Below are 22,521 nucleotides of genomic sequence, written 5' to 3'. Positions count from 1 at the left end.
GGTATTACTGACTCCTTAACAATCATCATCAACTGTTACAAATGGTTCGTTTACTTGTGGTGGGAACAATGGAGGGAATTGATCTCCACAAATTGGTCTTACTCTTGCTTCTTGCTCACAGAAGCCTGTGCTTAATACGCATAATTGAACAGGAACTTTGATTTTCTTTTCGCATGTAATACATAGGGCTAGAATTAGGTTTACAAATACTTCTCCTGTTGCTGGGTCAAAAGTGATGTCTCTTACAATACTTTGTGTAGCCAATCTTCCTAAGAAGGAAACATTGCAGAACTCTGTAAACTGTGGTAAAAACGCAGAGTCAAATACAGAGGGCATGCATAATTCAAAGAAATTTGTCAGCGTTTGATTTACTGGTGCTCTTCCTCTTAATGTTGTTGTTTGTGGAGCACCGAAGGCATCAATGAATTCCACATCTATTTCTACTAATACTGTTCCAGTTATATGAATTTCTTGAGAACCAAAAATAGGGGTGCCTCTTCCTACTTCATCACAATCTGTTGTATCAGTGTAAATTAAAAACTGTAACAACCCAGCAGGACCTGGTACAACTACGGGTTTTCCTCTTTCATCTAAGACAAACTGTGCTCCTGATAATGTTGTTTTAGGTGTGATATTTAAGTTTTTAGGGTCATTAATATTGCAGGGGTTAAAAAACTTTCTAACACGAATATCTAGTACTCTTGTAATTCTAGTTTTTGGCCCACATTTTTTAACAGGTAAAGCTCCTATAGGTGCTCGAGATACTGGTTGGATACCTTGAAGATTAAAGGTTACAGAATCATAAACTTTATCTACAAAGATACATTCACCAACTACTTTATGAAGATCTTTTGGACCTCTGAACTCACAACCTGTATTGGCTATACAACAAGGCTCATCTATTTGCATTGCTTCTACACTAAATTGTTGATCCTTTTCCATTTACTTCAACTCCTTTTTATTATTAATTCAATGAAATACTTTTTATATTCCCTCTTACTGTAAAATATGACAATACCCGATTTATGGTGCTATTAATATGTAATTTTTATTTTATATTTGCATATATTTTAATAGAATTGATTAAGAAAAAATTTTCTTATTTGTTAGGATGTGATTAAGTGAGTCTGTTGACGGACTACGAATTTATGGTGAAAAATAGTAAAGGTGAGATCTATAATATTTATCTAAACGAAAACAAGCAGATTCAATATATTACAACGAATTCAAAGGGTCAATGGGAGAAAAAATATACTATATTTAATGAAGCAATCTATAGTTTTTCTGTAGAAATTGATGCATATGACCAAATGCACCTGGTTAGTCTTTCTATCAAGGGAATTTTACGCTATCACTCTTTTAAAAATAATCAGTGGCTTCACGAAGACTTGGTAGATTACTCAGATCATTCTTCAGAAATCTATTATCCTTCTATCAAAATCCTGCAGGATCAGGTCCATATCTTCTACTGCCTTCATCATAAAAAACACACCAATATATGTAGTTTGATACACTTTGTTAAAATTGAGGAGAGCTGGAATAGAAAAAGTTTAGTGGACATAACTTTTCATAAAATTATTAATCCTTTTCAGCTTATGGTTCACGACAAGAAAGTACATATTTTATTTGGATCCTTTGATGGTAACTATACACAAATTTATTTAACTTCCTATAATAGGTCTTTAAAACAATGGACTTACCCTATAAAAATCATTGAATCTAGTATTGATAAAGTCTATATATCTAGCATATTGGATGAGAAAAACAATGTACACATTGTATGGAGTAGTTATGATGAAAAAGGACTAACCGTTCAATATGCACAATATAGTTTTAGTAAAAAAGATATTTCCATCTTATCTTTATCGGAGAAATCCAATGCATCATTTCCTCTATTGCTTTTCTATAAAGGTATTCTCTGGTGCACTTGGACACAGATGAATAAATTATATTGTTGTTATTCCAAAGATTATGGAAAAAGCTGGTCCCTTCCTCTTTTAAAGAGGGAAAGCCAAGGCGTTGATTATAAACGCTATCGCTATCTTTCCAATGATCAGAAGGAACGCCAAAGTATATTATGTGATTTTTTATACGGTACCCTATATCCGCAGATTCAGTTCATAGGTTTTGGAGGTGAAATAACATGATGAAGTATGAAATCAGCCATAATTTTATTCCTAAGGAAAGCAAACCCACAGTTCCAGTAGATACAAAATTTCAAGAGCAAAATAAAGCTTTGCAGGATGAAAATAATAAATATCTATCTACAATTGAAGCATATGAACGAAAAATAGATGAAATGCAGGAGGAACTATTTCATAAAGAGAATGAGTTGAATGAAGCCCTAAACAAGATAACATCTTTAGAAGATAGTATTAAAAACTTTGAAGATTTAAAAAATGATCTCGATAAGGTAGACCATTTTAAAGTAGAAACCAATACATTGAGTAAGAAGATCACCACATTAAACGAAGAAAATATGGTATTAAAGGATGAACTGGCATCTTCTAAACAACATATTCAAACTTTATACCTTATGCTATTAATTTTAGCTGTATTATAAGACAATTAGATCTTAATATAACTTACCCCTCAGCCTGAGCTGAGGGGTTTTGTTTACTTCTTAGAGTAGTTTTCTGTACCAGTATATAGAATGTTCCTTGTGACACGTCATATATTCTACCAAGATATCTTTTATTTCGATAGGTATATCAATAATAATGCCTTCTCCTAAAGCCTCCATATTTATCTCCTTAATAAGAATATGATAAATTTCTCTAAGAACATCACGATCATAAAGGTCTAAAGGGTTTAAAAATATCGTATAGTAAAAATATATTTTATCTTGTATTCTTTTTCTTTCTTGTAAAATAAAAGAATTACTAGTTTGCTTAAAAGAAATTTCTTTCAATTTAATAACCTCTAGACTCTTCATCCAATAATTTTGTAAGTAAGAGATGGGAAGCACCCTATTTATAGGTAGTAAACCTTCCATTTCCTTTACGTTAAAATCTTTGGTTGTTTCCTTATACTGTAGAATAGTATCATATTCGATTTCTGGTTTTATTCCTCCATAGATCCGTTTAACATGACTAAGCTCTTTAAATCCCAGCTTTGCTAATACTTCTTCTGGAATATTGCAACAGATGGTGGAGAGGTCCATATTATAAATCTTTTCTTCTTTTATCATCCTTCCTAAGAAGTTAAAAATATTCTTAAGATTTTTATAGGTTAGATATGGCTTTTGTAAATCGAAGCAATATATAAATCCGTACTGTCCATAGGGCATAGCTTCTTCAAAAAAATCTAATCCGCTATAGCCTACAACTTCAGTGGGATTTATTAATAAGTAAAAATAGTCTTCTTTGAAGGTTTTTTGTTTTTTAAAAAAATCTATTTTTTTCTTTAAATCCTTTGGCACTTGACCCTTAAAAGCTTTTAGAGGAATACAGTTTACTTCATTTTGTGTCACTCTATTACTAGGATTGAGGCTGGTTTTTTGCACTTTATAGATCATATTTTGCAAATCTCCAATGACCACTTTTTTAATATGTTGTACTTGATTTTTACTATGCTCCCCCTCATATAATAAAAAAATAATATATTCTTCCAAAGTTAGCTCTTTATTTTTACATTGTTCTTCTAATCTTTGGTACAATTCCTGAGGTAATTCTATTTCTATCTTTCTATCCATTACCTCCCCTCCTTTTTATTAACATATTTCCTCATAGTTTTGTTTAGTACAACAAAAAAAGATTGTAACCAATGTACAATCTTTTTTTATTGTATTTATATTTATTTAACAATCATTAGCGTTGTCTTAAACCATAATTTGTCATCCTTCGTTATCCCAAGATCCTTCGCTACCCTCAGGATGACATTTGGAGAGAATTTTGGTAATAACTGTATTAGGTTAACGCTTATGATTTAACAACATTTTTATATACATATTCGCTGGTCATTAAGGCAAGCATTGCTCCGTAACTTACATGAAACCGCATTTCATCTCCTATTCTAAAGAGGTTTTGCGTATCAGTAATATCCACAATAAGATGATCACTACTACTACCTATGATTTTTATAAAAGGATCTATGGGATAAATATTATGGGTAGCTAAATCCTGTTTCCCTATGGCCAGAATCCCCCTTTTTCTTATACCTTGGTCTACAAAAACAGGTACATTTCCAAAGGCATCTCTCCCAATTTTGCCAATAGGCATAGAAGGTTTTTCTTTTATTTCTATAATCTCAGCTACTAGTGTAAATACATCTTGATGTAACCCCTGAATGTTTTCACCATAGGCACTTTCTGTTCCTAATAAAATTGCCTCCCCTAAACGCAGTTGATTAATTCCCTCCACCAGACCTTTCTTCTCCAACAAATAAAAACTACTGGAGTTGCCGCCACTAATCATCTCTAACTTAGTATCTAAGGCTTCTTCAATGTGTCTTCCTAGGTCTACTAATCGGGTTAGGTTTTTCTCCTCTGGAATTACGCCTCCAAAACAGGTTAAATTTGTTCCTATTCCCACTACTTTGATATTGGTCATTTCCTTCAACAAATCACAAACAGTGTCGATTTCTTCTTTATGAAAGATTCCTTCTCTCAAATCCCCTAAATCTAGCATGAGTACAATTTTATGAAGCTTATGGGCTTTTTTAGCGTACTGGTTGAGGGTCTTGATTGTCTCTATCTCGGAATTTAGACTAATATCTGCATGTTTTACTACTGCCTCCGCCTGACTAATCATGGGCAGCCTTAACAATATTTTTTCTATAGGGAAGTCTTTAAGTTTTATTAGATTTTCTAGTCTGGAATCCCCAAAATACTTTACACCGCCTTCGAAAATTGCCTGGGCTATTTGGGGAATAGCACAAAATCCTTTAGTAACTGCGACAACATGAATATCCTGCTTCCTACATTGTTCCACGATTGTAGCAGTATTATATTTTAGTTTATTGTAATCAATCTCTATTCTTGGATTCATTTTATTACCCTCTTTAGTTTATTAGATACTTTATTCACTTGGTTAAATCTCTCACTAAGATACCTAATCTGCACAACGCAAACTTTGCTTCATCAAATTAAGCGCTGCCTCTGGATATGGCTTTGACAACACCCCTAAAGACGCCATAATGTAATGGTGATCAATGAGTATCTTCGCTTCTTCTGTTGGCAATAACATATTTTGATTCCTTTTCTTCAGCAGGCCTCTCAAAATATTTATTTTATTGGGCAGTCTTGTTAAAGCTCCCCCAGTACCTATGATATATTTTACATTGGAAAGGTCTTTTCCTTCTGCAACTGTTGTTTTTCCTGCTGTGCCATATAAATACCTTAATTTACCTACATGTCGTTCTAAAGCTGTCACTACCGCCTCTTGCGTCAATCTTTCAACAAATTTTATTTCTTCTGGTGTTTTAGGGATAGGTGGATATGCTGCAATTATTTTTTGTATATTTATATCTAATTCTTCTTGAAGTTTTTCTCTACCAATGCGATCTACTAAGTTTAACATGTTTACATATACCCCTAAGTCTCCTTCAACAGTTCTTTTTGCTAAGGGTTCTGGGCTCATTAAAATACGGTTGATTTCTTCACTGCCTTCTGTAACAGAATGAAGGTCTGTTGTAGCTCCCCCTACATCAAAAGTAATTAAATCACCCAGTGATTCTTTTAGCAATTTTGATGCCTCCATTACAGCTCCTGGAGTAGGAACAATAGGTCCCTTTACCATTTCCTTGATTCTCTTCATTCCTGGTGCATGTATAATATGTTCTTCGAAGGCATCTTGAATCACCTTTCTTGTAGGCTCTATATTGAGTTGATCTATTTTAGGATACACGTTTTCTACGATATATAGTTTGTTTCCGACTTCTTTAAATATTTCTCTCATTTCTTCTTGATTTTCTACATTCCCAGCATAAATAACAGGAATCTTTAAATCTAGTTCTGCTATTTTTTCAGCATTATAAATAGCTGTGTCCCTTTCACCATAATCTACACCGCCCGCCAATAAAATAATGTTAGGAGCAATATCTATTATTTTTTTAAGATCCGTTCTTTTAAGTTTGCCTGCTGTTACTTGATGAATAATAGCACCTGCTCCTAAAGCCGCTTCCTTCGCTGCACGAACCGTCATGTCATACACCAAACCATGCACCGTCATCTTCAGCCCTCCAGCTGCACTACTGGTGGCAAGCATTTCATCATATTCAATTTTATCAAGATTTAGACTTTTTTTCAAATCTTCTATGGCCCCCTGTAGGCCTATATTTACATCCCCTTCCAAGACAGTTGTTGGAAATTGTCCCTGTCCAATAAATTTTGGACAGGGAGTATGAATGTCTTGAAAAGCATTTACAACGGTGGTGGTACTACCAATTTCGGCTACAAGAACATTAACCTTCATTTTGCATTTCCCTTCTTCTTTTCACTAGGAAGGTAGCCACATGCACACCCTTTGTTCCTCTGGTAAAACCAGCATCTACTCCTTGTCTTACCGCCAATTCAGGTGTCACCTGAGTCCCCCCGCAAAGAATCATTATATTGTCACGTATTCCTTTTTCTATACAAAGTTCGTGGATCTTCTTCATGCTTTTATAGTGAATATCATCATGACTAATGATGGTAGAGGCTAATATGGCGTCAGCATTTAACTCTATGGCGGCATCTACCAACTTTTCTATCCCTACAGAAGTACCTAAATAATGACATTCAATACCATACTTTTCAATGCCGCCATGCTTAATATCTATAATTTCTCTCAGGCCTACAGAGTGTTCATCTTCTCCCACTGTACCAGCAACGATTTTCATAGGCTGATCTTTAATTTTTTCTCTTATTTCATCCTCTGACATGATGGTAGGTTCTGGTGGAATTACCAATTCCTCCACATCGATAGTAAAACCTACTCTTCCCTTGAGTTCTATCCTTGTACCTTCAGAAGGATGCATTTCCTCCTTATGAATTACCTCTACATCTTCTAAACCCATTTTTTTTGCTATCTCAATAGCGGCAAACTGAGCAACTCGTTTTGGCAACGGCAGAAAAAGATTTAACATGACATAGCCATCCCCCATCCATTCTACCTCTGGCTTAATACTTGTGCTTTCTCGTAATTCTTTAGTTTCTTCTAATCGCACATTGACATTATCTGTTTCATCCAGCTCATCTATAAAGATAATTTTCTCGGATTTTTCAAAGGTACATCCATCAATAAGCCTTGATGCTACTTCTACTGCTGAAGGATCATACTGTGCTACATTATTATAACCGAAATGAGCAGTTACTGGAGCTAAATAATCCTCCTCCCTTTCATAGACTGTCCCTACACCTATACCTGAATCTATCTTTCTAGTAATACCATCCCCATTTCTCTCGGGATAATAGCCGGAATCTACAAAAAAACCTGCTTCAACGGCATCAAAGTATCCCCCTGTTTCTAATACCTCCTCCATAAACAATACTGCTCTTTCCTTCAATTCTCTGGCCTGATCCCTTAACATACCCGTATCCTTTAGTTGGATCATCTCCATGAGTCCATCCATACCTACCAAAGCCTGTTTTGCAGTATCGCAAGCCTCTATGTTATAAATATGCCACGGCACATTTCTTCCTTCATCTGGTGTAATAGTAGACTGAATATCTGCCCTCGTTAATCTAGAAATTAATAAATTCAGCACATGGGTTACAGTGGCTTCTCTAGTGGAGGATTCCATATATTTCGTATTCATCTGTGCCCTCATTTTATATTCTTTAAATAATTCCCTTAATGCCACAGCATAGGGTAAATCTAAGGTCATACAAGGTGCTGGTGGTGCTGTAGGAGGCACGGTGGACAAGCATATATTTTCCTTCTTCATTCCCACTTTTACAGAATACATAGAGTTTATCGCATGCTGTACCATTAACTCTGGCATTACCTTCCAGGCTTCCCTAGCAGTAGCATTAGCATTATGGGCTCCATCGATTTGTGCGATATCTGCCCAAATCATAGACTGTTTTGCTTCAGCAGCATCCACAAAGGAACGAATCATATTAATATTTCTATATAAAATATTGTACTGGGGATCTTGATGGGCACCATTTACTCCTTCTTCTGCAAACATCACTGCGATTTCTGGCCCGGCAACACCACTAATATAAGAATGATAATTGATGGGTCTGCCCACCTCTTCTTCAATAAAATCTAAAGCTTTTCTTTGTGCTCTTACTTGCTTTCTAGTTATGGGGATACCACCGATGCCTTGAGGGGTTCCTTCTATTAAACCGTCAAAGTGGCTTTGACCGGCTGTACGAATCACCATGATGTGATCTGCTCCGTGCCATGCCGCCATCCTCATACGACGAATATCATCTTCAAATCTTCCAGAAGCAATTTCTGTTGTTATTACTGAATCTGGCTGGGGATCAATATCACCAAAATACTTTGCTGAGGGTAGTGGTGTACTTTGCTCTAGGGGTATAGAAGCATCTTTATAAACAAAGGGTCCCATTTGTAAGTTTTCTTCTTTTTTTCTCCATACCCACCCTCTACGCTTTGGTGTGTATTTATCTAAATCCTTTAATATAGCTTTAACATCTAATTTTTCATTTGGTTTTAGATTCATTTCTTTGCACCCCCTTTAAACATAACCACAACTTCATCCCATAGTTTTCCCTCCACCAATTGGAGACCAGCTTCTCTTATATCTAAACCTTTTTCTTTTGCTAATCTATATACTACATGCCCAGCACCTTTTCCCATCAGTCCACGATCTATCACAGCTTCTACGATAGCTTTTGCCTCTATACTGGAAAAGCCCATACGCAACAAAACAGACCTTTCTATAGAAGGGGTAGTATGTTTTCTTGCTAAATCTATCATTGGATCTACAATCTTCTCTGCTAATTCCCAAAATTTTTTTTCTAATGCCTCATCACTTAAATCCTTTAAGTGTTGCCTTCTTTGTTGAAAATCATCTGACCTTTTCACCCTTTTACACCTCCTATTTCATTAAGTACATCTTTAACAAAGCCTATATCTGCCTTACAATCTACTGCTAAAAAATCTATATCTTCCTCTGTCAATTCAGTTGCTTTGATGTTTTCTATACAGTTTTTAATATAAGAAGCTCTAAGTTTTTTCATATCCATATCCCTTGCCTTCATGAGGGATGGATGAGAAGGTAAAACAATATTTTTTCCTTGTACTTCTTCTTCAGGGTTTCCGAAGAAAATCTCTATGCCATTTTCTCTAGCAAAGGTTAGTTGTGGCTGAATATGTTTTCCAGCACCTGTATATTCAGTTTCCTGTACAACAATGATTTCATCTTTTTTCATTTCTTGCGCTAAAACAAAGGCTGCTGCCAAAGAGGTGTTTCCTGCTGGTCCCCTTTCTATCCCTTCTAGCTGTGCCAATGCCTCTGTCATGTAAAAAACTTCTCCTTGATTCACAAGAACATATCGGTCCATATATCTTAGGGGTCTTGCTGCAGATCTTGGTACATCAGAACGGTCTGGCCATGTAGCAAAAGGAACACCAAAGCCTGTATGTCCTGTAGTAAAAGATTTTTTATTGAAGTGTATGTCACTTGCCATATGTAGCCCCTTTAAATTTACACTGGCCCCTACAATTTTTACTTGGTCTGCCCCTGCTTTTTTTAATCCCCGTGCAGTTCCAGTTAAGTTTCCACCGCCAGCGTTTGTACATACTACTATATCTGGGTCCTTGCCTTCTTTTTCTCTAAACTGCATAGACAACTCGTAGCCTAAAGTTTCTACACCAGCAATACCGAAGGGAGTATAAAGAGATGCATTAAAATACCCTGTCTCCTCCAACAATTTTAAAAAGGTATAAAACAACTCAGGGCCTACCGTCAGTTGTATTACCTCTGCTCCAAAGGCTTCACATTTCCTAGCCTTTTCAATGATCTCTGGCTGTCCTTTTCCTTTGCTATCGTAACATTCTTGAATAATAATACATTTTAATCCCCGCATAGCCGCCTGACTAGCTACTGCTGCTCCATAATTACCACTGGTGGCAGCAATTACGCCTTTATAGCCTAACCTTTTTGCATGATAAACTGCATTGGCAGCTCTTCTGGCTTTAAAGCTTCCTGAAGGATTGGCAGCTTCATCTTTAATAAAAATTCTTGCCCCGTTGCCTTCTGGTGCCAGCTTTCTCGTTAAAGCTGTAATATTTTTAAGTTCTAAAAGGGGCGTATTTCCTACGCCAGTTTCTCCTTGTATTTGCTGCATTTCTTGAAGGGTATATCCAGTTTCTCTCATCATTCTTTCATAGTCAAAAGCAATGCTGCCGGATTCAAAAACAGAATAATCGATTCCTACAGCTTTTTTCATAATTTCACTGCGTCTTGCCATGACAGCTTCATAGCTATAGTCTTTACTCATCCCCTTCACCTCCCCACAATATTTCTCTTAGTTGTATTCCTATTGGAAGGATTTCAGGAACAAATTTACCAAAGTCGTGTTCATAGTAAGGATTCTCTTCTACTAAAGTTCCTTCAGTTCTTCTACCGGTTATCGTACGAATTTCTACTTTATCTCCAATCATAGCATCCTGTAATAGAAAACCCTTGGTCCACATTTCTAAAGGTACTTTTTTTGTATCCTCTGGCAGTTGTCCTGATCTGTCACTGGGTTCTAAGACAATATCATATATTCTCACCCATGAGCCTTTTGTTATTTTCATACTATCCCCTACCTTTGTATAAGATCTCTCATATCTCCCATGATAGCCCTTGGAACGGGTAAATCCAACATGGTTTTCAAACCAGGCAGTGCATTAATTACATGGGGAATCATATTGACACACATTGCTATCGTTCCAATTCCTCCTGGAATTTCTGGTTTGATTTGAAGACTGATATCAGGTGTTCCTTTAATCCATATATAGTCTCCAGTATCTACTCCTTCTTTTTCAGGAAGGATCTGCTGAGGATGTTCCATTTCAATTTTAAGTTCTCCATCTACATAGCCGTAGCCACATTGACGACAACCGGCAACATTACCTGCCTCAACCTTGGTATATTGTGTTTCTCGATATACATTGGTTACAATTGGCTCTCGGGTTTGATCTATCTTTCCTACCTTCCATCCAATTCCATCCGCTACCATATGAATAGATTCCGGAAAACCTACATGACCAGCAACCTTCCCACTTTTTACACCTTCTTCAAAGGCATTTACCGTCAAACCAACACCTTGTTCCTCCATGACCGCTCTTCCAAAAGGAGATAAGTCATTAATTCTTGCTGCTTTAATATACTCCACATTTTCGCAGGTCCCCGTAAGGGCTAAAATTAATAAGTCAAGGACAAAACCAGGATTAATTCCCGTGCCTAAAATACTTACCCCATTTTCCTTTGCAAGACGATCCATTTCTTTAGCTAATTCTGGTTCTTGTGCTTGTGGATAGGCCATTTCTTCAGCCGTTGAGATAACATTTATTTTATTCTCTACCATCAGCTTGATTTTCTCAAAGGTTCCTCTTGTAAAGGAATCCGTTGCTATTAGTGCCACATCTGCGGCTCCTTCTTTAACAACTTCTTCTATTACATCTGTAACCACCACAGGTAGATGATCTCCCCTATCTATTTTTAATAGCTCAAAAATATCCTTACCTTTTCTATCAGGATTTCTATCGCATACCCCTACGATTTCAACCCCCTTTTTCTTCAACAACATTTGTGCCATACCACTTCCCATGGCACCAAATCCCCATAAAATTACTTTTATATTTTTCATTAGAATCCCTCCGTCTAGTAAATATTCCTTCTCCTTTTTATACTATTGCAAATAGTTTGCCAAAGTTCTTGCTTAATCCATAACTTTTTACTTTTATATTCATGCAAACCCTTACTTTTTATACCTTGAATACTTTGCTATAATTAGAGATTTTATGACTCCTTTTAGCTGAAAGTTTTCTTAAGTTTTCATATATATGCATTTTTGTTATATGAAGTTTTCCACATAAACAGCAAATAGGATAAAACGCAAAAATATTTGCATGCAACTGCAAATATTTTTGCGTTTTATCCTATTTGTTAAAGAAATCTAATTCTCCGTATAAGAGATATTTAGCTTTTTTAATTTATGCTGTAACGTTTGTCTTTTAATTCCCAGTTTATCTGCTGTTCTTGTAATATTTCCATCGCAACTGGCTATTGTTTTACGAATATATTGTTCTTCAATAAAGTTTATTCTTTGCGGCAATGGTATATCCTCTTGTAGTGAAGAAAATAGTTCCTCAGGATAAATATAATCCCTCTTTTTTGAAGAAAGAGTATACTCTGAAAAAAACTCTTTTTTAAGTATATCCTCATCTTGTATAAGATTCATTGCTCCCTCTATAAGATTCTGTAGCTCTCTAATGTTTCCCGGCCACTTATAATGTAAAAAATCCCTCTCTACCTCCTCCGAAAGACCCCTTACTTGTTTTTGAAACCGATGATTATACTTATCAATAAAATAGTTGGCTAAAAGAAGGATGTCCTCTCTTCGCTCTCGAAGACTAGGAATATTGATGCTCATCACCTTTAGCCTATAATATAAGTCTTTGCGTAGGATCCCTTCCTCCATTAGCACAAGGGGGAGTTCGTTTGTAGTAGCGATAATTCTAACATCTATAGGTATGTCTTTTAACCCCCCTATTCTTCTTATATATCCCTCCTGTAAAACCCTTAATAGCTTCGCTTGCAGTTGTAACCCCATGGAATTAATTTCATCCAATAAAATCGTCCCTCCTGAGGCTTGCTCAAAAATTCCTGGTCGGTCGATGGCACCGGTGAAGGCCCCCTTCATTGTTCCAAATAAGATACCCTCTAATAAGTTCTCTGGTAAGGCAGCACAGTTTTGTGCAATAAAGGGCTTTTTAGATCTATAGCTGAAATAATGAATACTTTGAGCAAATAACTCTTTACCTGTACCGGTTTCTCCATAGATCAAAACACTGGAGTTAGAAGAGGATGCCCGTCTTGCTAAATGTATTGCCCTCTTGAAGCTTGCATTTTGACCTACTAAATCATCAAAGGTATATTTTTTTATTTTGCCCTCACTTATAGAAGGTTTTATTAGTTTTGCTTGTAACCTCATGATTTCATCAGATAACCCTTTAATTTTTGTAATATTTTTAGCAATTTCTAATGTACCTATCTTCTGATTTTCATAATATAAAGGTATAGTGGTGTTAATGGTGCTAATTTGCTTTTTTTGATTATTTAAATAGGTTTGTCCTTGATTATAAATAGGTTCTTCTGTTTTTAACACCTGCAATAGGGTGCTGGTTTCATGATTTAGGCTTGGAAATACATCCAACAGACTTTTTCCCATAACCTCCTCCATCCTCATACCCTCTAGCTCCGCCATCGCCTCATTGTACAAAATGGTAATGCCTTCATTATTAATGACATGTATACCTTCATCAATAGAGTGCAAAATTTTTTGCAGCACTACCATCAACGTCCGCTTTGTTATCATTTTTTCTTCTCCCTCTTTTGCGGATATTTTATTTGAATCTATCTATAGCATAACAAAAACCTATAAAAACACAAGGCGTTTTTACAGGTTTTTGAATTTTTGTCTTATTTGTATAGAGAAAACTGGCTGCAAAGTTGGTCAACCATTTGAAAAGCTTCTTTTTCTTTCTCAGGATTGCTTAAGATTATATCCATAACTTCAGCAATTTTTTCCATATCATTTTCCTTCATACCCCTTGTAGTTACAGCCGGAGTACCTATTCTTATTCCGCTGGTTACAAAAGGACTTTCAGGATCAAAGGGAATTGTATTTTTGTTCACTGTTATCCCAATTTTTCCCAACAACTTTTCTGCATCCTTGCCAGATATATTTTTATTTCTAAGGTCAATAAGAAGCAAATGATTGTCTGTACCTCCAGAAACTAAATCAAAACCCTTCTTTTCCAGTGCTTCACCTAGTTTTTTTGCATTTCGTAACACTTGTTCTTGGTATATTTTGAATTCGGGGCTTAAGGCTTCCTTAAAGGCAACTGCTTTTGCTGCGATAACATGCATTAAAGGACCTCCCTGTATTCCAGGAAATATAGCTTTGTCTATCAGCTTTGCATATTTTTCTTTACAAAGAATAGCTCCCCCTCTAGGTCCTCTAAGGGTCTTGTGGGTGGTGGTGGTCACAAAATCTGCATATTGGCAAGGATTTTCATGCAGTCCAGCAGCAATTAAGCCAGCTATATGTGCCATATCCACCATAAAATAAGCTCCTACTTCATCAGCAATTTCTTTAAACTTTTTAAAATCAATTTTTCTCGGATAAGCACTGGCCCCCGCAATAATTAACTTTGGTTTTTCCTCATGGGCAACCCTTCTAACCTCATCATAGTCGATCCTTTGTGTCTGTTGATCTACACCGTAATCGATAAAGTTGTAATATACTCCAGAAATATTTACTGGACTACCATGGGTTAAATGTCCTCCATGAGATAAGTTCATACCTAGAACCTTATCTCCCGGCTGCAGGATGGCGAAATAAACACCTAAATTGGCGTTGGAACCTGAGTGGGGCTGTACATTAGCATGTTCTGCTTGAAACAATTCCTTTAGACGCTCCCTTGCTAAGTCTTCAGCTATATCTACCACTTCACATCCCCCGTAATATCTTCTACCTGGATAACCTTCTGCATATTTGTTGGTTAGATAACTCCCCATTGTCTCCATAACAGCCATGGAAGTAAAGTTTTCAGAAGCTATTAATTCAATATTTTTGCTTTGCCTAGCCTTTTCCTTCTGAATAATTTTATAAATATCAGGATCTTGCCCTTGCAAGTGATGAAAATCCATCTACTCTTCTCCTCTCAGCATAAATTTTCCATTTTTATATTATAGATTTAATTGTGAAATCATTAGCGTTAACTTAATCCATAATGTATTACATCCGCTATCTTACACTAAGTTGTAAAAGTTTTATTCCAACTTATATTTAATATCTTTTAGAATAAAATAAGATGATTAACATTATCATATCCTAATAAAGAGATTTTTAACATATTTTTATCAAAAACTTCGTTACTTACTACCACATATTTGATATAATAGTCTTATTTTGGAGGTGATATGATGTCACAAATTAATAGAAAAAAAGTTTTGATTCTGGCCCTTTATGCAGGAGAAATTATGTTAATGAACGGAGCAGAAACTTATCGGGTGGAAGATACAATAATAAGATTATGTAAATCAAGGGGCTTCTCTTATGTGGAAGCTTATGTTACTCCTACAGGGTTTTTCGTTTCTGTAGATACTAAAGGAGAAGAGCAAAACGAAATTTTGTCTTATACGAAAAGGATTAAATCTAGAGGTATTAATTTAAATAAAGTTGCTCAAGTAAATGATTTCTCTAGAAAGTTTGTTGAAAGTAATATGTCGGTAGAGGAAGGAATGAAGACTTTAAAAGAAATTCACGATTTACTTCCTTATCCCAACTATATTCACGCATTATTTGGAGGTTTAGCAAGTGCCTTTTTTGGTCTTTTGTTTGGAGCAAACCTACTAGAGTTTTTTAGTGCTTTTTTTACAAGTATTTTGGTAACCTATACTCTAAAAACTTTGACTAGTATTGAATTTTCCCCCTTTCTTACCCACATTTCGGGGGGAGTAGTGGCAGCTGTCATGGCTATTTTACTTTCATCTCTACACCCATTGATTTCCACTGACAAGGTGATCATTGGTGCTATAATGGTAATGGTTCCCGGCGTTGCTATAACAAATGCTGTTAGGGATTCTATTGCTGGAGATCTGGTATCAGGATTGGCAAGAGCTACTGAAGCCTTAATCATCGCTACCTCTATAGCCTTCGGTATCGGATTTATATTAAAACTTTGGACTTTTATCACAGGGGGTACTTTACTATGACCTATATAACGAATTTTCTATTTGCTTATATTTGTACCATAGGCTTTGCAATTCTTTTTAATGTGCCAAAATCTTCTTTGGTCAAGTCAGGCTTTGCTGGTGCCTTTGGCTGGACAATATTTCTTCTTATTAATAATAAGTTTGAATCTGTAGTCGTTTCTACTTTTATCGCTTCTTTCGTTATTGCTTTAATTGGAGAATTTTTTGCTATCGTAGGAAAGCAGCCTATTACCGTATATATTATTCCTGGCATTGTTCCTTTGGTTCCAGGCTTTGGATTATATTATACAATGCTTTCTATTTTGGAGGAAGATTACGAGCTCGCCATAAGCCACGGAAGTGAATCTTTACTAATTGCCATGGCAATTGCTGGTTCACTTACCATTGTACTATCATTAAATTCTTTTAGAAAAAGAAAGAAGATCTAGCTTTAGATCTTCTTTTCTTCATCAGTAACAATTTCTGTGATGATGGGTGCATATTTTCGTTTTGATTTTATTACTTTTTCTTTTCTTCTGATTCCTATAAAAGTAGCTGCCATAAATAAAAATCCAATAACAGCAGCAAATATTTCATTGTAGTCATTAACACCCAAAAGCTTTAGCAGACTGTCACCTACTACAATACCTGTTAACAAGGCAAATAAAGGGATAATATATACAATAAATGCAGCAGCCAATACATTTTGTCCTTCCATATCTACCTCTACCCGCTGACCTACCTGCGCCTTTACTTGGTTAATAGCTTCTATTTCCATTTTCATGTCTTCCTGACCCATTTTACATGCATTACAACTACCACAACTGGAATGTCTCTGCATTAATACTTTGGCGGTTGTATCAAACACTTCGGTAACTACACCACATTGCTTCATTTCATAACCCCCTTTTAAATGTTACCTCCTTAATATTGCCTCTTACTGATTATATTCCCAATTTATTAGATCTCTAACAACTACAGATGCAATAATTAAACCTACAGCTGAAGGTACAAAGGCTATACTTCCTGGAATTTGATGTCTAACAGTACAGGTTCTATCTTTGTTTGGACATATACAATCAGTTTTGCAATCACTATTAATTTTTTGAGGCTCCATAGGTGTTTCTTGGGAATATACCACCTTTAAACTATCTACCCCTCTTTTTCTCAGCTCTTTACGAATTACCTTTGCTAAGGGACATATAGAGGTATTATATATATCATCTACTACAAATTTTGTTGGATCAAGTTTATTACCAGCTCCCATACTGCTAATAATAGGTATATTTTTTTCTTTACACCGCACAATTAAATCTAGTTTTGCTGTAACCATATCAATTGCATCAATGGCATAATCATATTGTTGAGATAACAGTCTTTCTGCACTCTCACTATTATAGAGTTCTTTAAAGGTAGTTACTTCTGCTTTAGGGTTAATATCAAGAATTCTTTCCTTCATAACCTCTACTTTAGGTTTACCAACGGTTGAACGTGTTGCGTGGATCTGTCTATTGATATTTGTCAAGCATATATCATCATCGTCTACTAGTGTAAACTTTTCAACACCAGTTCGAGCCAATGCTTCTACTGCAAAAGTTCCTACACCCCCAATACCAAAAACCGCAATATTACTCTGTCTTAGTTTATTTAATCCCTCTGTACCAATTAAAAGTTCCGATCTTGAAAAAGGATGTAAAGCCATTCTAATTTTTCCTCCTAGTCCTTACTTAGAAATAGTTTATCTATATTTTATATTGTGAACTAATGTCTATAATATATAAATAATTTTTTCCTGTCAACCTTTCTTCAGGTTACAAAAAAAATTCCTATGAATAGGAATTTTTCATTGGTTTATATTTATTTTACCCACCATGCCGTGATCCGAGTGTTTTGAAACCTGCGCTAGCAGGTGGGTCTTCTGTTACTTACTTCTTAAGTCCTCGTGAAAAGGCATTTATTCCATAAATAAACTCGAAATCCCAATGTAAATATGTTGGCTCAAAACATAGTCGAATTCACGCACACAGCAGGTGTATACTCATATCATAACATATTTTAAAAAACATTTCAATGAATCATTCTTTATAAGACTTTCTCTAGGCTTAGCTGAAACAAACTTATTGGTTTATTTTTATTATGTTCTTTGCTAATTTAAAATATAACTGGGATATTTTAGTCTTTCAAGAAGATTTTCATCTTGCTTTTATTAAAACATTGTCTCCATCATTGATAAAGCCTCTTGAAAATCAAAATCCTCTGGAGAAATTCCATTTAAAATCTCTTCATAATCTTCACCAAGAATTTCACTTAAGATTTCATCAAACTCACCACTTAAAAATCTGGCAAAGATTTCTTCAAAATCCCCATTCAAAATTGCATTTAAAATTTCTTCATAATCACTGCCAAAGATCTCATTTAAAAGGTCTTCATAATCACCGTCAAAAATTCCCTCAAATAGGTCCTCAAATTCCCCATCAAAAATCCCCTCAAATAGATCTTCGAAAATCTTGGTAAAAACGTTATCTAATGTAACTACAGCTTCTGCTCTAGTAATATTGCTATTACCTTTAAAGGTTCTAGTGGTTCCTTCAGTATATCCTGTCATAAAACGAACTTCTACAATAGCTCCTACATGTCCTTTAGCCCAATCAGAGATAGTATCGGTATCTGCAAAAACTTCAACAGCTTCAGGAGACTGATCTAGTTCAAAGATTTTGCTAAGGATAGTTGCCACTTCTTCACGGGTAATAAAGTTTTCTGGCTTCATAATTCCTTCGCCATATCCAGAAATATATCCTGCTGCCACTGCTTTCTCTACAATAGGTGCATACCACTTATCAGCATCTACATCGGCTAAATACACTTCTGCCTGTGCTATTTCTTCCTCCGTCATGTCCTCATAGAAGGTTTTATTCATTAGAGACATAAACTCTGCTCTAGTGATATTGTTATCAGGTTTAAATGTATCACCATAGCCTCTAACAACCTCCATTTCAGCCCATTCTATAATTCTCTCTTCTGCCCAATGGCCTTGAATATCATTGAAGCTTACAGGATCATTAGCAAATGTCATTCCTACTGATGTAAGGATCACCACTGTCATTACTAAGAAACTGATGATTTTCCTTGCTGTCTTACTTTTTTTCATCACAATCCCTCCATTAAATGAGTGCTTTATTTTTCTGTCTGTTGGTTTCTACCCTCTGATATTCGCTATAAATTATGTAACACTATAGTTTGTATCGACGGTACCCAATAAAAACATTTTACAGAAGTTTCGTTGAAATTGCAACGTTTATGGGGAATTTTTACCAATGAAAATAGTGGGATGCTATACTTTAAAATACATAAAAGGAAAGGTCTGTGACCTTTCCTTTTATGTATTATTTTGTTTCAACTTCTATACTCAACTCTTTGAGTTGTTTTTCATCAGCATAAGATGGTGCATTTGTAAGGGTACAAGTAGCATTTTGGGTCTTTGGAAAAGCAATCACTTGACGAATATTTTCTTCCTGTGCTAAAATCATCACCAATCGATCTAGGCCATAAGCAATACCCCCATGAGGTGGTGTACCATACTTGAAAGCTTCTAGCAGGAATCCAAACTTCTCCCAAGCTTCTTCCTGACTAAAACCTAAAACCTCAAACATCTTTTGTTGTACCTCAGTAGAGTAAATCCTAATGCTGCCTCCGCCAATTTCGTGACCATTTAGTACAATATCATAGGCCTTCGCTCTTACTTTTTCTGGTGCTGTATCTAATAGTTCAAGATCCTCTTCCATTGGGGATGTAAAAGGATGATGTTTTGCTACATAGCGGTTTTCCTCTTCATCATGCTCTAGTAATGGAAACTCTGTTACCCATACTAACTTATATTCATCAGGGTTCAATAAATTTAATCGTTTTGCAGCCTCAAGTCTTAAGTGACCTAGTGCATCATAAACCACTTCAAATTTATCTGCTACAAATAGTAACAAGTCCCCAACTTTCCCATTGGTTTTTTGTAAAATTTCCTTCATCTCTTCTTCTGTAAAAAACTTTGCGATAGGAGATGTAATACCTTCCTCTGTCACCTTTATCCAAGCAAGCCCTTTTGCACCATAGGTTTTGGCTATATCTTCAAGAGCAGTAATATCTTTTCTGCTGAATTTATCACCATGACCTGCAATATTAATAGCTTTTACTGCACCTTTATTTTCTATTGCAGCAGAAAATACTTTAAACCCGCAATTTTTTACAATTTCAGAAACATCTACTAGTTCAAAACCAAATCGTATATCTGGTTTATCTGATCCATATCTTTCCATAGCCTCTTTATAGCTAATTCTTTGAATCGGTAGCTCTATTGTAATATCTAGGGTCTCTTGAAAAACCTTCTTTAGTAATCTTTCGTTTACTTCTATAATATCTTCTATATCAACAAAGGACATTTCACAGTCAATTTGTGTAAACTCTGGTTGTCGATCTGCCCTTAAGTCTTCATCTCTAAAACATTTTACAATCTGAAAATATCTCTCCATACCAGAAACCATCAATAATTGTTTAAACAGTTGTGGAGACTGTGGTAAAGCAAAGAACTTTCCAGGATTTACCCTGCTAGGTACTAAGTAATCCCTAGCACCTTCTGGCGTAGGCTTTGTCAGCATAGGGGTTTCTATTTCTATAAAACCCTCCTCAGCTAAAAAATTTCTAACAACATTAGCCACTTTTGATCTAAAAATCAAGTTCTTTTGCATGGAAGGTTTTCTTAAATCCAAGTATCTATATTTCAATCTTAGACTTTCTGAAACATCATCGTCATCTTTAATATAAATAGGTGGTGTTTCAGCAGTGCTTAGTATTTGTAACTCTTCTGCAAATATTTCAATTTCTCCAGTAGGCAGATTAGGGTTAATCGATTGTCTCTTATAAACCTTGCCTTGTATATTTATCACATACTCAGATCCTAATGTTTCTGCTTTAGCAAAGGCTTCCTGTGAGATATCTTTATCAAAAACAATTTGTATTAATCCGGATCGATCTCTTAAATCAACAAAAATAAGTCCTCCTAAATCTCTTCTTTTTTGGACCCATCCACTTAAAATTACATTTTCTCCTATATTTTCACCCTTCAAGGTACCACACATATGGGTTCTCTTTAGCATCTTTGAAATCATTTTCCCATCTCCTCTAAATCAACTGTTTTTTCTTTCTTGTTATCATCTCGTCTACACGTTCTATATACTGTTCTAGGTTCTTAATATTAGGCACTCTTTCTAAACGATTTTCCTTAGGAAATACAACCTTTGATACAGCCCCCGCTCCTACAGCTATAATGGTTTGTTTTTCCTCCATAATTTGAATATTGTAGATACATTCAAACCCTGCTTTAGCGTAACCTATGTTTTCTAAGTTTCCTACCATATGTTTTTGTCTATACATATAATAAGGACGCAATCCCATCTGTCTTGCGTATCCTTCTGTCATCCCTAGCATTTTTATTATTTCAGGATTTTCTTGACTTTGCTGTCTCTGCTGTTCCTTTAGCTTAGAAGCATTTTTGATGGCTAAAGTATGTACTGTTAAATTACTAGGAGCAAGTTTCATAATTTCCTCCATAGTATTTCGAAGCATTTGAAGGTTTTCTCCTGGCAAACCAATGATGATATCCATATTTATATTGTCAAAACCTACTTCTCTTGCTAATTGGTATGCTTCTACGGTTTGGGATACAGAATGACTTCTTCCTATTTCCTTTAAGGTACAATCATTCATTGTTTGAGGATTTATACTAATTCGTGTTACACCATTTCTTTTTAAGAAGGATAATTTTTCCCTATCAATTGTATCTGGTCGTCCTGCCTCTACAGTAAATTCCTTTAGGTTTGATAGATCAAAAGACAAAGTAATTTCATCAAACAACTTAGAAAATTGTTCTATATTTAATGTTGTAGGCGTACCTCCGCCAATATAAATCGTCTCAATATATTTTTTTTGTTTATTTAGCAGTTCAGCTGTACCTCTGATTTCTTTACATAAAGCCTCTATATAATCATCAACATATTTGTTAAATTGATCTAATGGATTAGAGGGAAAAGAGCAGTATATACATCTTGTAGGACAAAAAGGAATACTAATATAAATACTTACTTTATTTTGGTTTATAGGGTAAATATATGCATGTTCTATTTTTGCAACCTCTAATAGCAATAATGCTTTTTCTTTAACAATAAAGTAATCTTCTGTAAGTTTTCTAATAATTTCTTGATCTTGCTTACCTTTTTCCATCAACTCATGCACAATTTTCGTGGGACGTATTCCTGTTAAAAAGCCCCATAGGAGTTTTTTTTTCTTTTCTTTTTGCAAAAGCTCAAAAATAGAAGCTTTAATAAGATACTTTGCGACTTTTTTTATCTCCTCTGGACTTCCCTCTACTAGAGAAGATTTTTCAAGAGAAGTAATGTTATTATTTATTCTCACCTCAGTATTTACTGCAATTAGGGACTCTTGTGTCACTATTTTGCTTATAATATGATCTTCTTCTATGTCAAAATCAAGAGAATTTTCACTATGTAAGATAACAATATCTTCTGCCTCATAAAACAATTTTAATAGTTCTTTTACTTCATAATCATAGTTATGACCAATCAACATGACTTTAATCATTTAAATGAA

At 35.3% G+C, this 22,521-nt stretch carries 20 protein-coding genes and 1 other RNA gene; 4 read left to right on the top strand and 17 right to left on the bottom strand.

Features of this window, described 5'->3' with window-relative positions; genetic code table 11:
• Positions 1 to 15: 15 nt before the first annotated feature.
• Positions 16 to 942 carry a hypothetical protein gene (locus CACET_RS08580; protein WP_044823926.1) on the bottom strand — a complete coding sequence of 309 codons (927 nt, stop codon included), beginning with the start codon at positions 940 to 942 and terminating at the stop codon, positions 16 to 18.
• Between the two features lie 179 nt (positions 943 to 1,121).
• Here CACET_RS08580 and CACET_RS08575 point away from each other — a divergent pair, with 179 nt between their 5' ends.
• Positions 1,122 to 2,147 (top strand): hypothetical protein, encoded by a 1,026-nt coding sequence (locus CACET_RS08575; RefSeq protein ID WP_044823925.1) that lies wholly within the window; start codon positions 1,122 to 1,124, stop codon positions 2,145 to 2,147.
• A complete protein-coding gene (locus CACET_RS08570) occupies positions 2,144 to 2,563 on the top strand; it encodes a coiled-coil domain-containing protein (RefSeq protein ID WP_044823924.1) in 420 nt (139 codons plus the stop codon). The genes CACET_RS08575 and CACET_RS08570 overlap by 4 nt, the downstream gene beginning before the upstream one ends.
• 60 nt (positions 2,564 to 2,623) lie before the next feature.
• Here CACET_RS08570 and CACET_RS08565 read toward each other — a convergent pair whose 3' ends face one another.
• The 10 genes from CACET_RS08565 to CACET_RS08520 all read right to left on the bottom strand — a co-directional run bounded on the left by CACET_RS08565 (position 2,624) and on the right by CACET_RS08520 (position 14,820).
• Positions 2,624 to 3,694 carry a hypothetical protein gene (locus CACET_RS08565; protein ID WP_044823923.1) on the bottom strand — a complete coding sequence of 357 codons (1,071 nt, stop codon included), beginning with the start codon at positions 3,692 to 3,694 and terminating at the stop codon, positions 2,624 to 2,626.
• A 226-nt stretch (positions 3,695 to 3,920) separates the two neighbouring features.
• Positions 3,921 to 4,988 carry an ornithine racemase Orr gene (gene orr, locus CACET_RS08560; RefSeq protein ID WP_044823922.1) on the bottom strand — a complete coding sequence of 356 codons (1,068 nt, stop codon included), beginning with the start codon at positions 4,986 to 4,988 and terminating at the stop codon, positions 3,921 to 3,923.
• A gap of 63 nt (positions 4,989 to 5,051) precedes the next feature.
• Positions 5,052 to 6,413: a GlmL-related ornithine degradation protein gene (locus CACET_RS08555; protein WP_044823921.1), complete on the bottom strand. Its 1,362-nt coding sequence runs from the start codon at positions 6,411 to 6,413 to the stop codon at positions 5,052 to 5,054.
• A complete protein-coding gene (gene oraE, locus CACET_RS08550; RefSeq protein ID WP_044823920.1) occupies positions 6,403 to 8,613 on the bottom strand; it encodes a D-ornithine 4,5-aminomutase subunit OraE in 2,211 nt (736 codons plus the stop codon). Before oraE ends, CACET_RS08555 begins: the two co-directional genes overlap by 11 nt.
• Entirely contained in the window at positions 8,610 to 8,978 is a 369-nt protein-coding gene (locus CACET_RS08545; RefSeq protein ID WP_044823919.1) for an ornithine aminomutase subunit alpha, read from the bottom strand. Before CACET_RS08545 ends, oraE begins: the two co-directional genes overlap by 4 nt.
• Positions 8,975 to 10,396 (bottom strand): 2-amino-4-oxopentanoate thiolase subunit OrtB, encoded by a 1,422-nt coding sequence (gene ortB / locus CACET_RS08540; RefSeq protein ID WP_044823918.1) that lies wholly within the window; start codon positions 10,394 to 10,396, stop codon positions 8,975 to 8,977. Before ortB ends, CACET_RS08545 begins: the two co-directional genes overlap by 4 nt.
• On the bottom strand, positions 10,389 to 10,697 hold the full coding sequence (gene ortA / locus CACET_RS08535; protein WP_044823917.1) for a 2-amino-4-oxopentanoate thiolase subunit OrtA: 309 nt from the start codon (positions 10,695 to 10,697) through the stop codon (positions 10,389 to 10,391). Before ortA ends, ortB begins: the two co-directional genes overlap by 8 nt.
• 8 nt (positions 10,698 to 10,705) lie before the next feature.
• Positions 10,706 to 11,752: a 2,4-diaminopentanoate dehydrogenase gene (gene ord, locus CACET_RS08530; protein WP_044823916.1), complete on the bottom strand. Its 1,047-nt coding sequence runs from the start codon at positions 11,750 to 11,752 to the stop codon at positions 10,706 to 10,708.
• Positions 11,753 to 12,061: 309 nt separating this feature from the next.
• On the bottom strand, positions 12,062 to 13,483 hold the full coding sequence (locus tag CACET_RS08525) for a sigma-54 interaction domain-containing protein (protein ID WP_044823915.1): 1,422 nt from the start codon (positions 13,481 to 13,483) through the stop codon (positions 12,062 to 12,064).
• 104 nt (positions 13,484 to 13,587) lie between these two features.
• On the bottom strand, positions 13,588 to 14,820 hold the full coding sequence (locus tag CACET_RS08520; RefSeq protein ID WP_044823914.1) for a serine hydroxymethyltransferase: 1,233 nt from the start codon (positions 14,818 to 14,820) through the stop codon (positions 13,588 to 13,590).
• A gap of 276 nt (positions 14,821 to 15,096) precedes the next feature.
• Between CACET_RS08520 and CACET_RS08515 the strand changes: the two genes are divergently transcribed.
• Both CACET_RS08515 and CACET_RS08510 read left to right on the top strand, forming a co-directional pair.
• Positions 15,097 to 15,888 carry a threonine/serine exporter family protein gene (locus CACET_RS08515; protein WP_052661270.1) on the top strand — a complete coding sequence of 264 codons (792 nt, stop codon included), beginning with the start codon at positions 15,097 to 15,099 and terminating at the stop codon, positions 15,886 to 15,888.
• Positions 15,885 to 16,316 (top strand): threonine/serine exporter family protein, encoded by a 432-nt coding sequence (locus CACET_RS08510; RefSeq protein ID WP_044823913.1) that lies wholly within the window; start codon positions 15,885 to 15,887, stop codon positions 16,314 to 16,316. The genes CACET_RS08515 and CACET_RS08510 overlap by 4 nt, the downstream gene beginning before the upstream one ends.
• 2 nt (positions 16,317 to 16,318) lie before the next feature.
• On the opposite strand, the gene CACET_RS08505 is transcribed toward CACET_RS08510, so the two are convergent.
• The 6 genes from CACET_RS08505 to hemZ all read right to left on the bottom strand — a co-directional run bounded on the left by CACET_RS08505 (position 16,319) and on the right by hemZ (position 22,512).
• The gene (locus CACET_RS08505; protein WP_044823912.1) at positions 16,319 to 16,762 is read right to left on the bottom strand and encodes a SoxR reducing system RseC family protein; all 444 of its coding nucleotides are present in this window, start codon (positions 16,760 to 16,762) and stop codon (positions 16,319 to 16,321) included.
• Between the two features lie 42 nt (positions 16,763 to 16,804).
• A complete protein-coding gene (locus CACET_RS08500) occupies positions 16,805 to 17,569 on the bottom strand; it encodes a tRNA threonylcarbamoyladenosine dehydratase (protein ID WP_044823911.1) in 765 nt (254 codons plus the stop codon).
• A 157-nt stretch (positions 17,570 to 17,726) separates the two neighbouring features.
• A non-coding RNA gene (gene ssrS, locus CACET_RS19850) (6S RNA) lies at positions 17,727 to 17,903 on the bottom strand.
• Between the two features lie 170 nt (positions 17,904 to 18,073).
• Complete coding sequence (locus CACET_RS08495; protein ID WP_044823910.1) at positions 18,074 to 19,015, bottom strand: S-layer homology domain-containing protein; 942 nt, start codon at positions 19,013 to 19,015, stop codon at positions 18,074 to 18,076.
• A 235-nt stretch (positions 19,016 to 19,250) separates the two neighbouring features.
• Complete coding sequence (gene aspS / locus CACET_RS08490) at positions 19,251 to 21,023, bottom strand: aspartate--tRNA ligase (RefSeq protein ID WP_144414748.1); 1,773 nt, start codon at positions 21,021 to 21,023, stop codon at positions 19,251 to 19,253.
• A gap of 13 nt (positions 21,024 to 21,036) precedes the next feature.
• Positions 21,037 to 22,512 carry a coproporphyrinogen dehydrogenase HemZ gene (hemZ, locus tag CACET_RS08485; protein WP_044823909.1) on the bottom strand — a complete coding sequence of 492 codons (1,476 nt, stop codon included), beginning with the start codon at positions 22,510 to 22,512 and terminating at the stop codon, positions 21,037 to 21,039.
• Positions 22,513 to 22,521: the final 9 nt, after the last annotated feature.

The sequence above is a fragment of the Clostridium aceticum genome, from assembly GCF_001042715.1.
GTDB classification, from domain to species: domain Bacteria; phylum Bacillota; class Clostridia; order Peptostreptococcales; family Natronincolaceae; genus Andreesenella; species Andreesenella acetica.
Note: the sequence above shows the minus strand (reverse complement) of the source record. Positions and strands in the feature narration are given on the sequence as shown.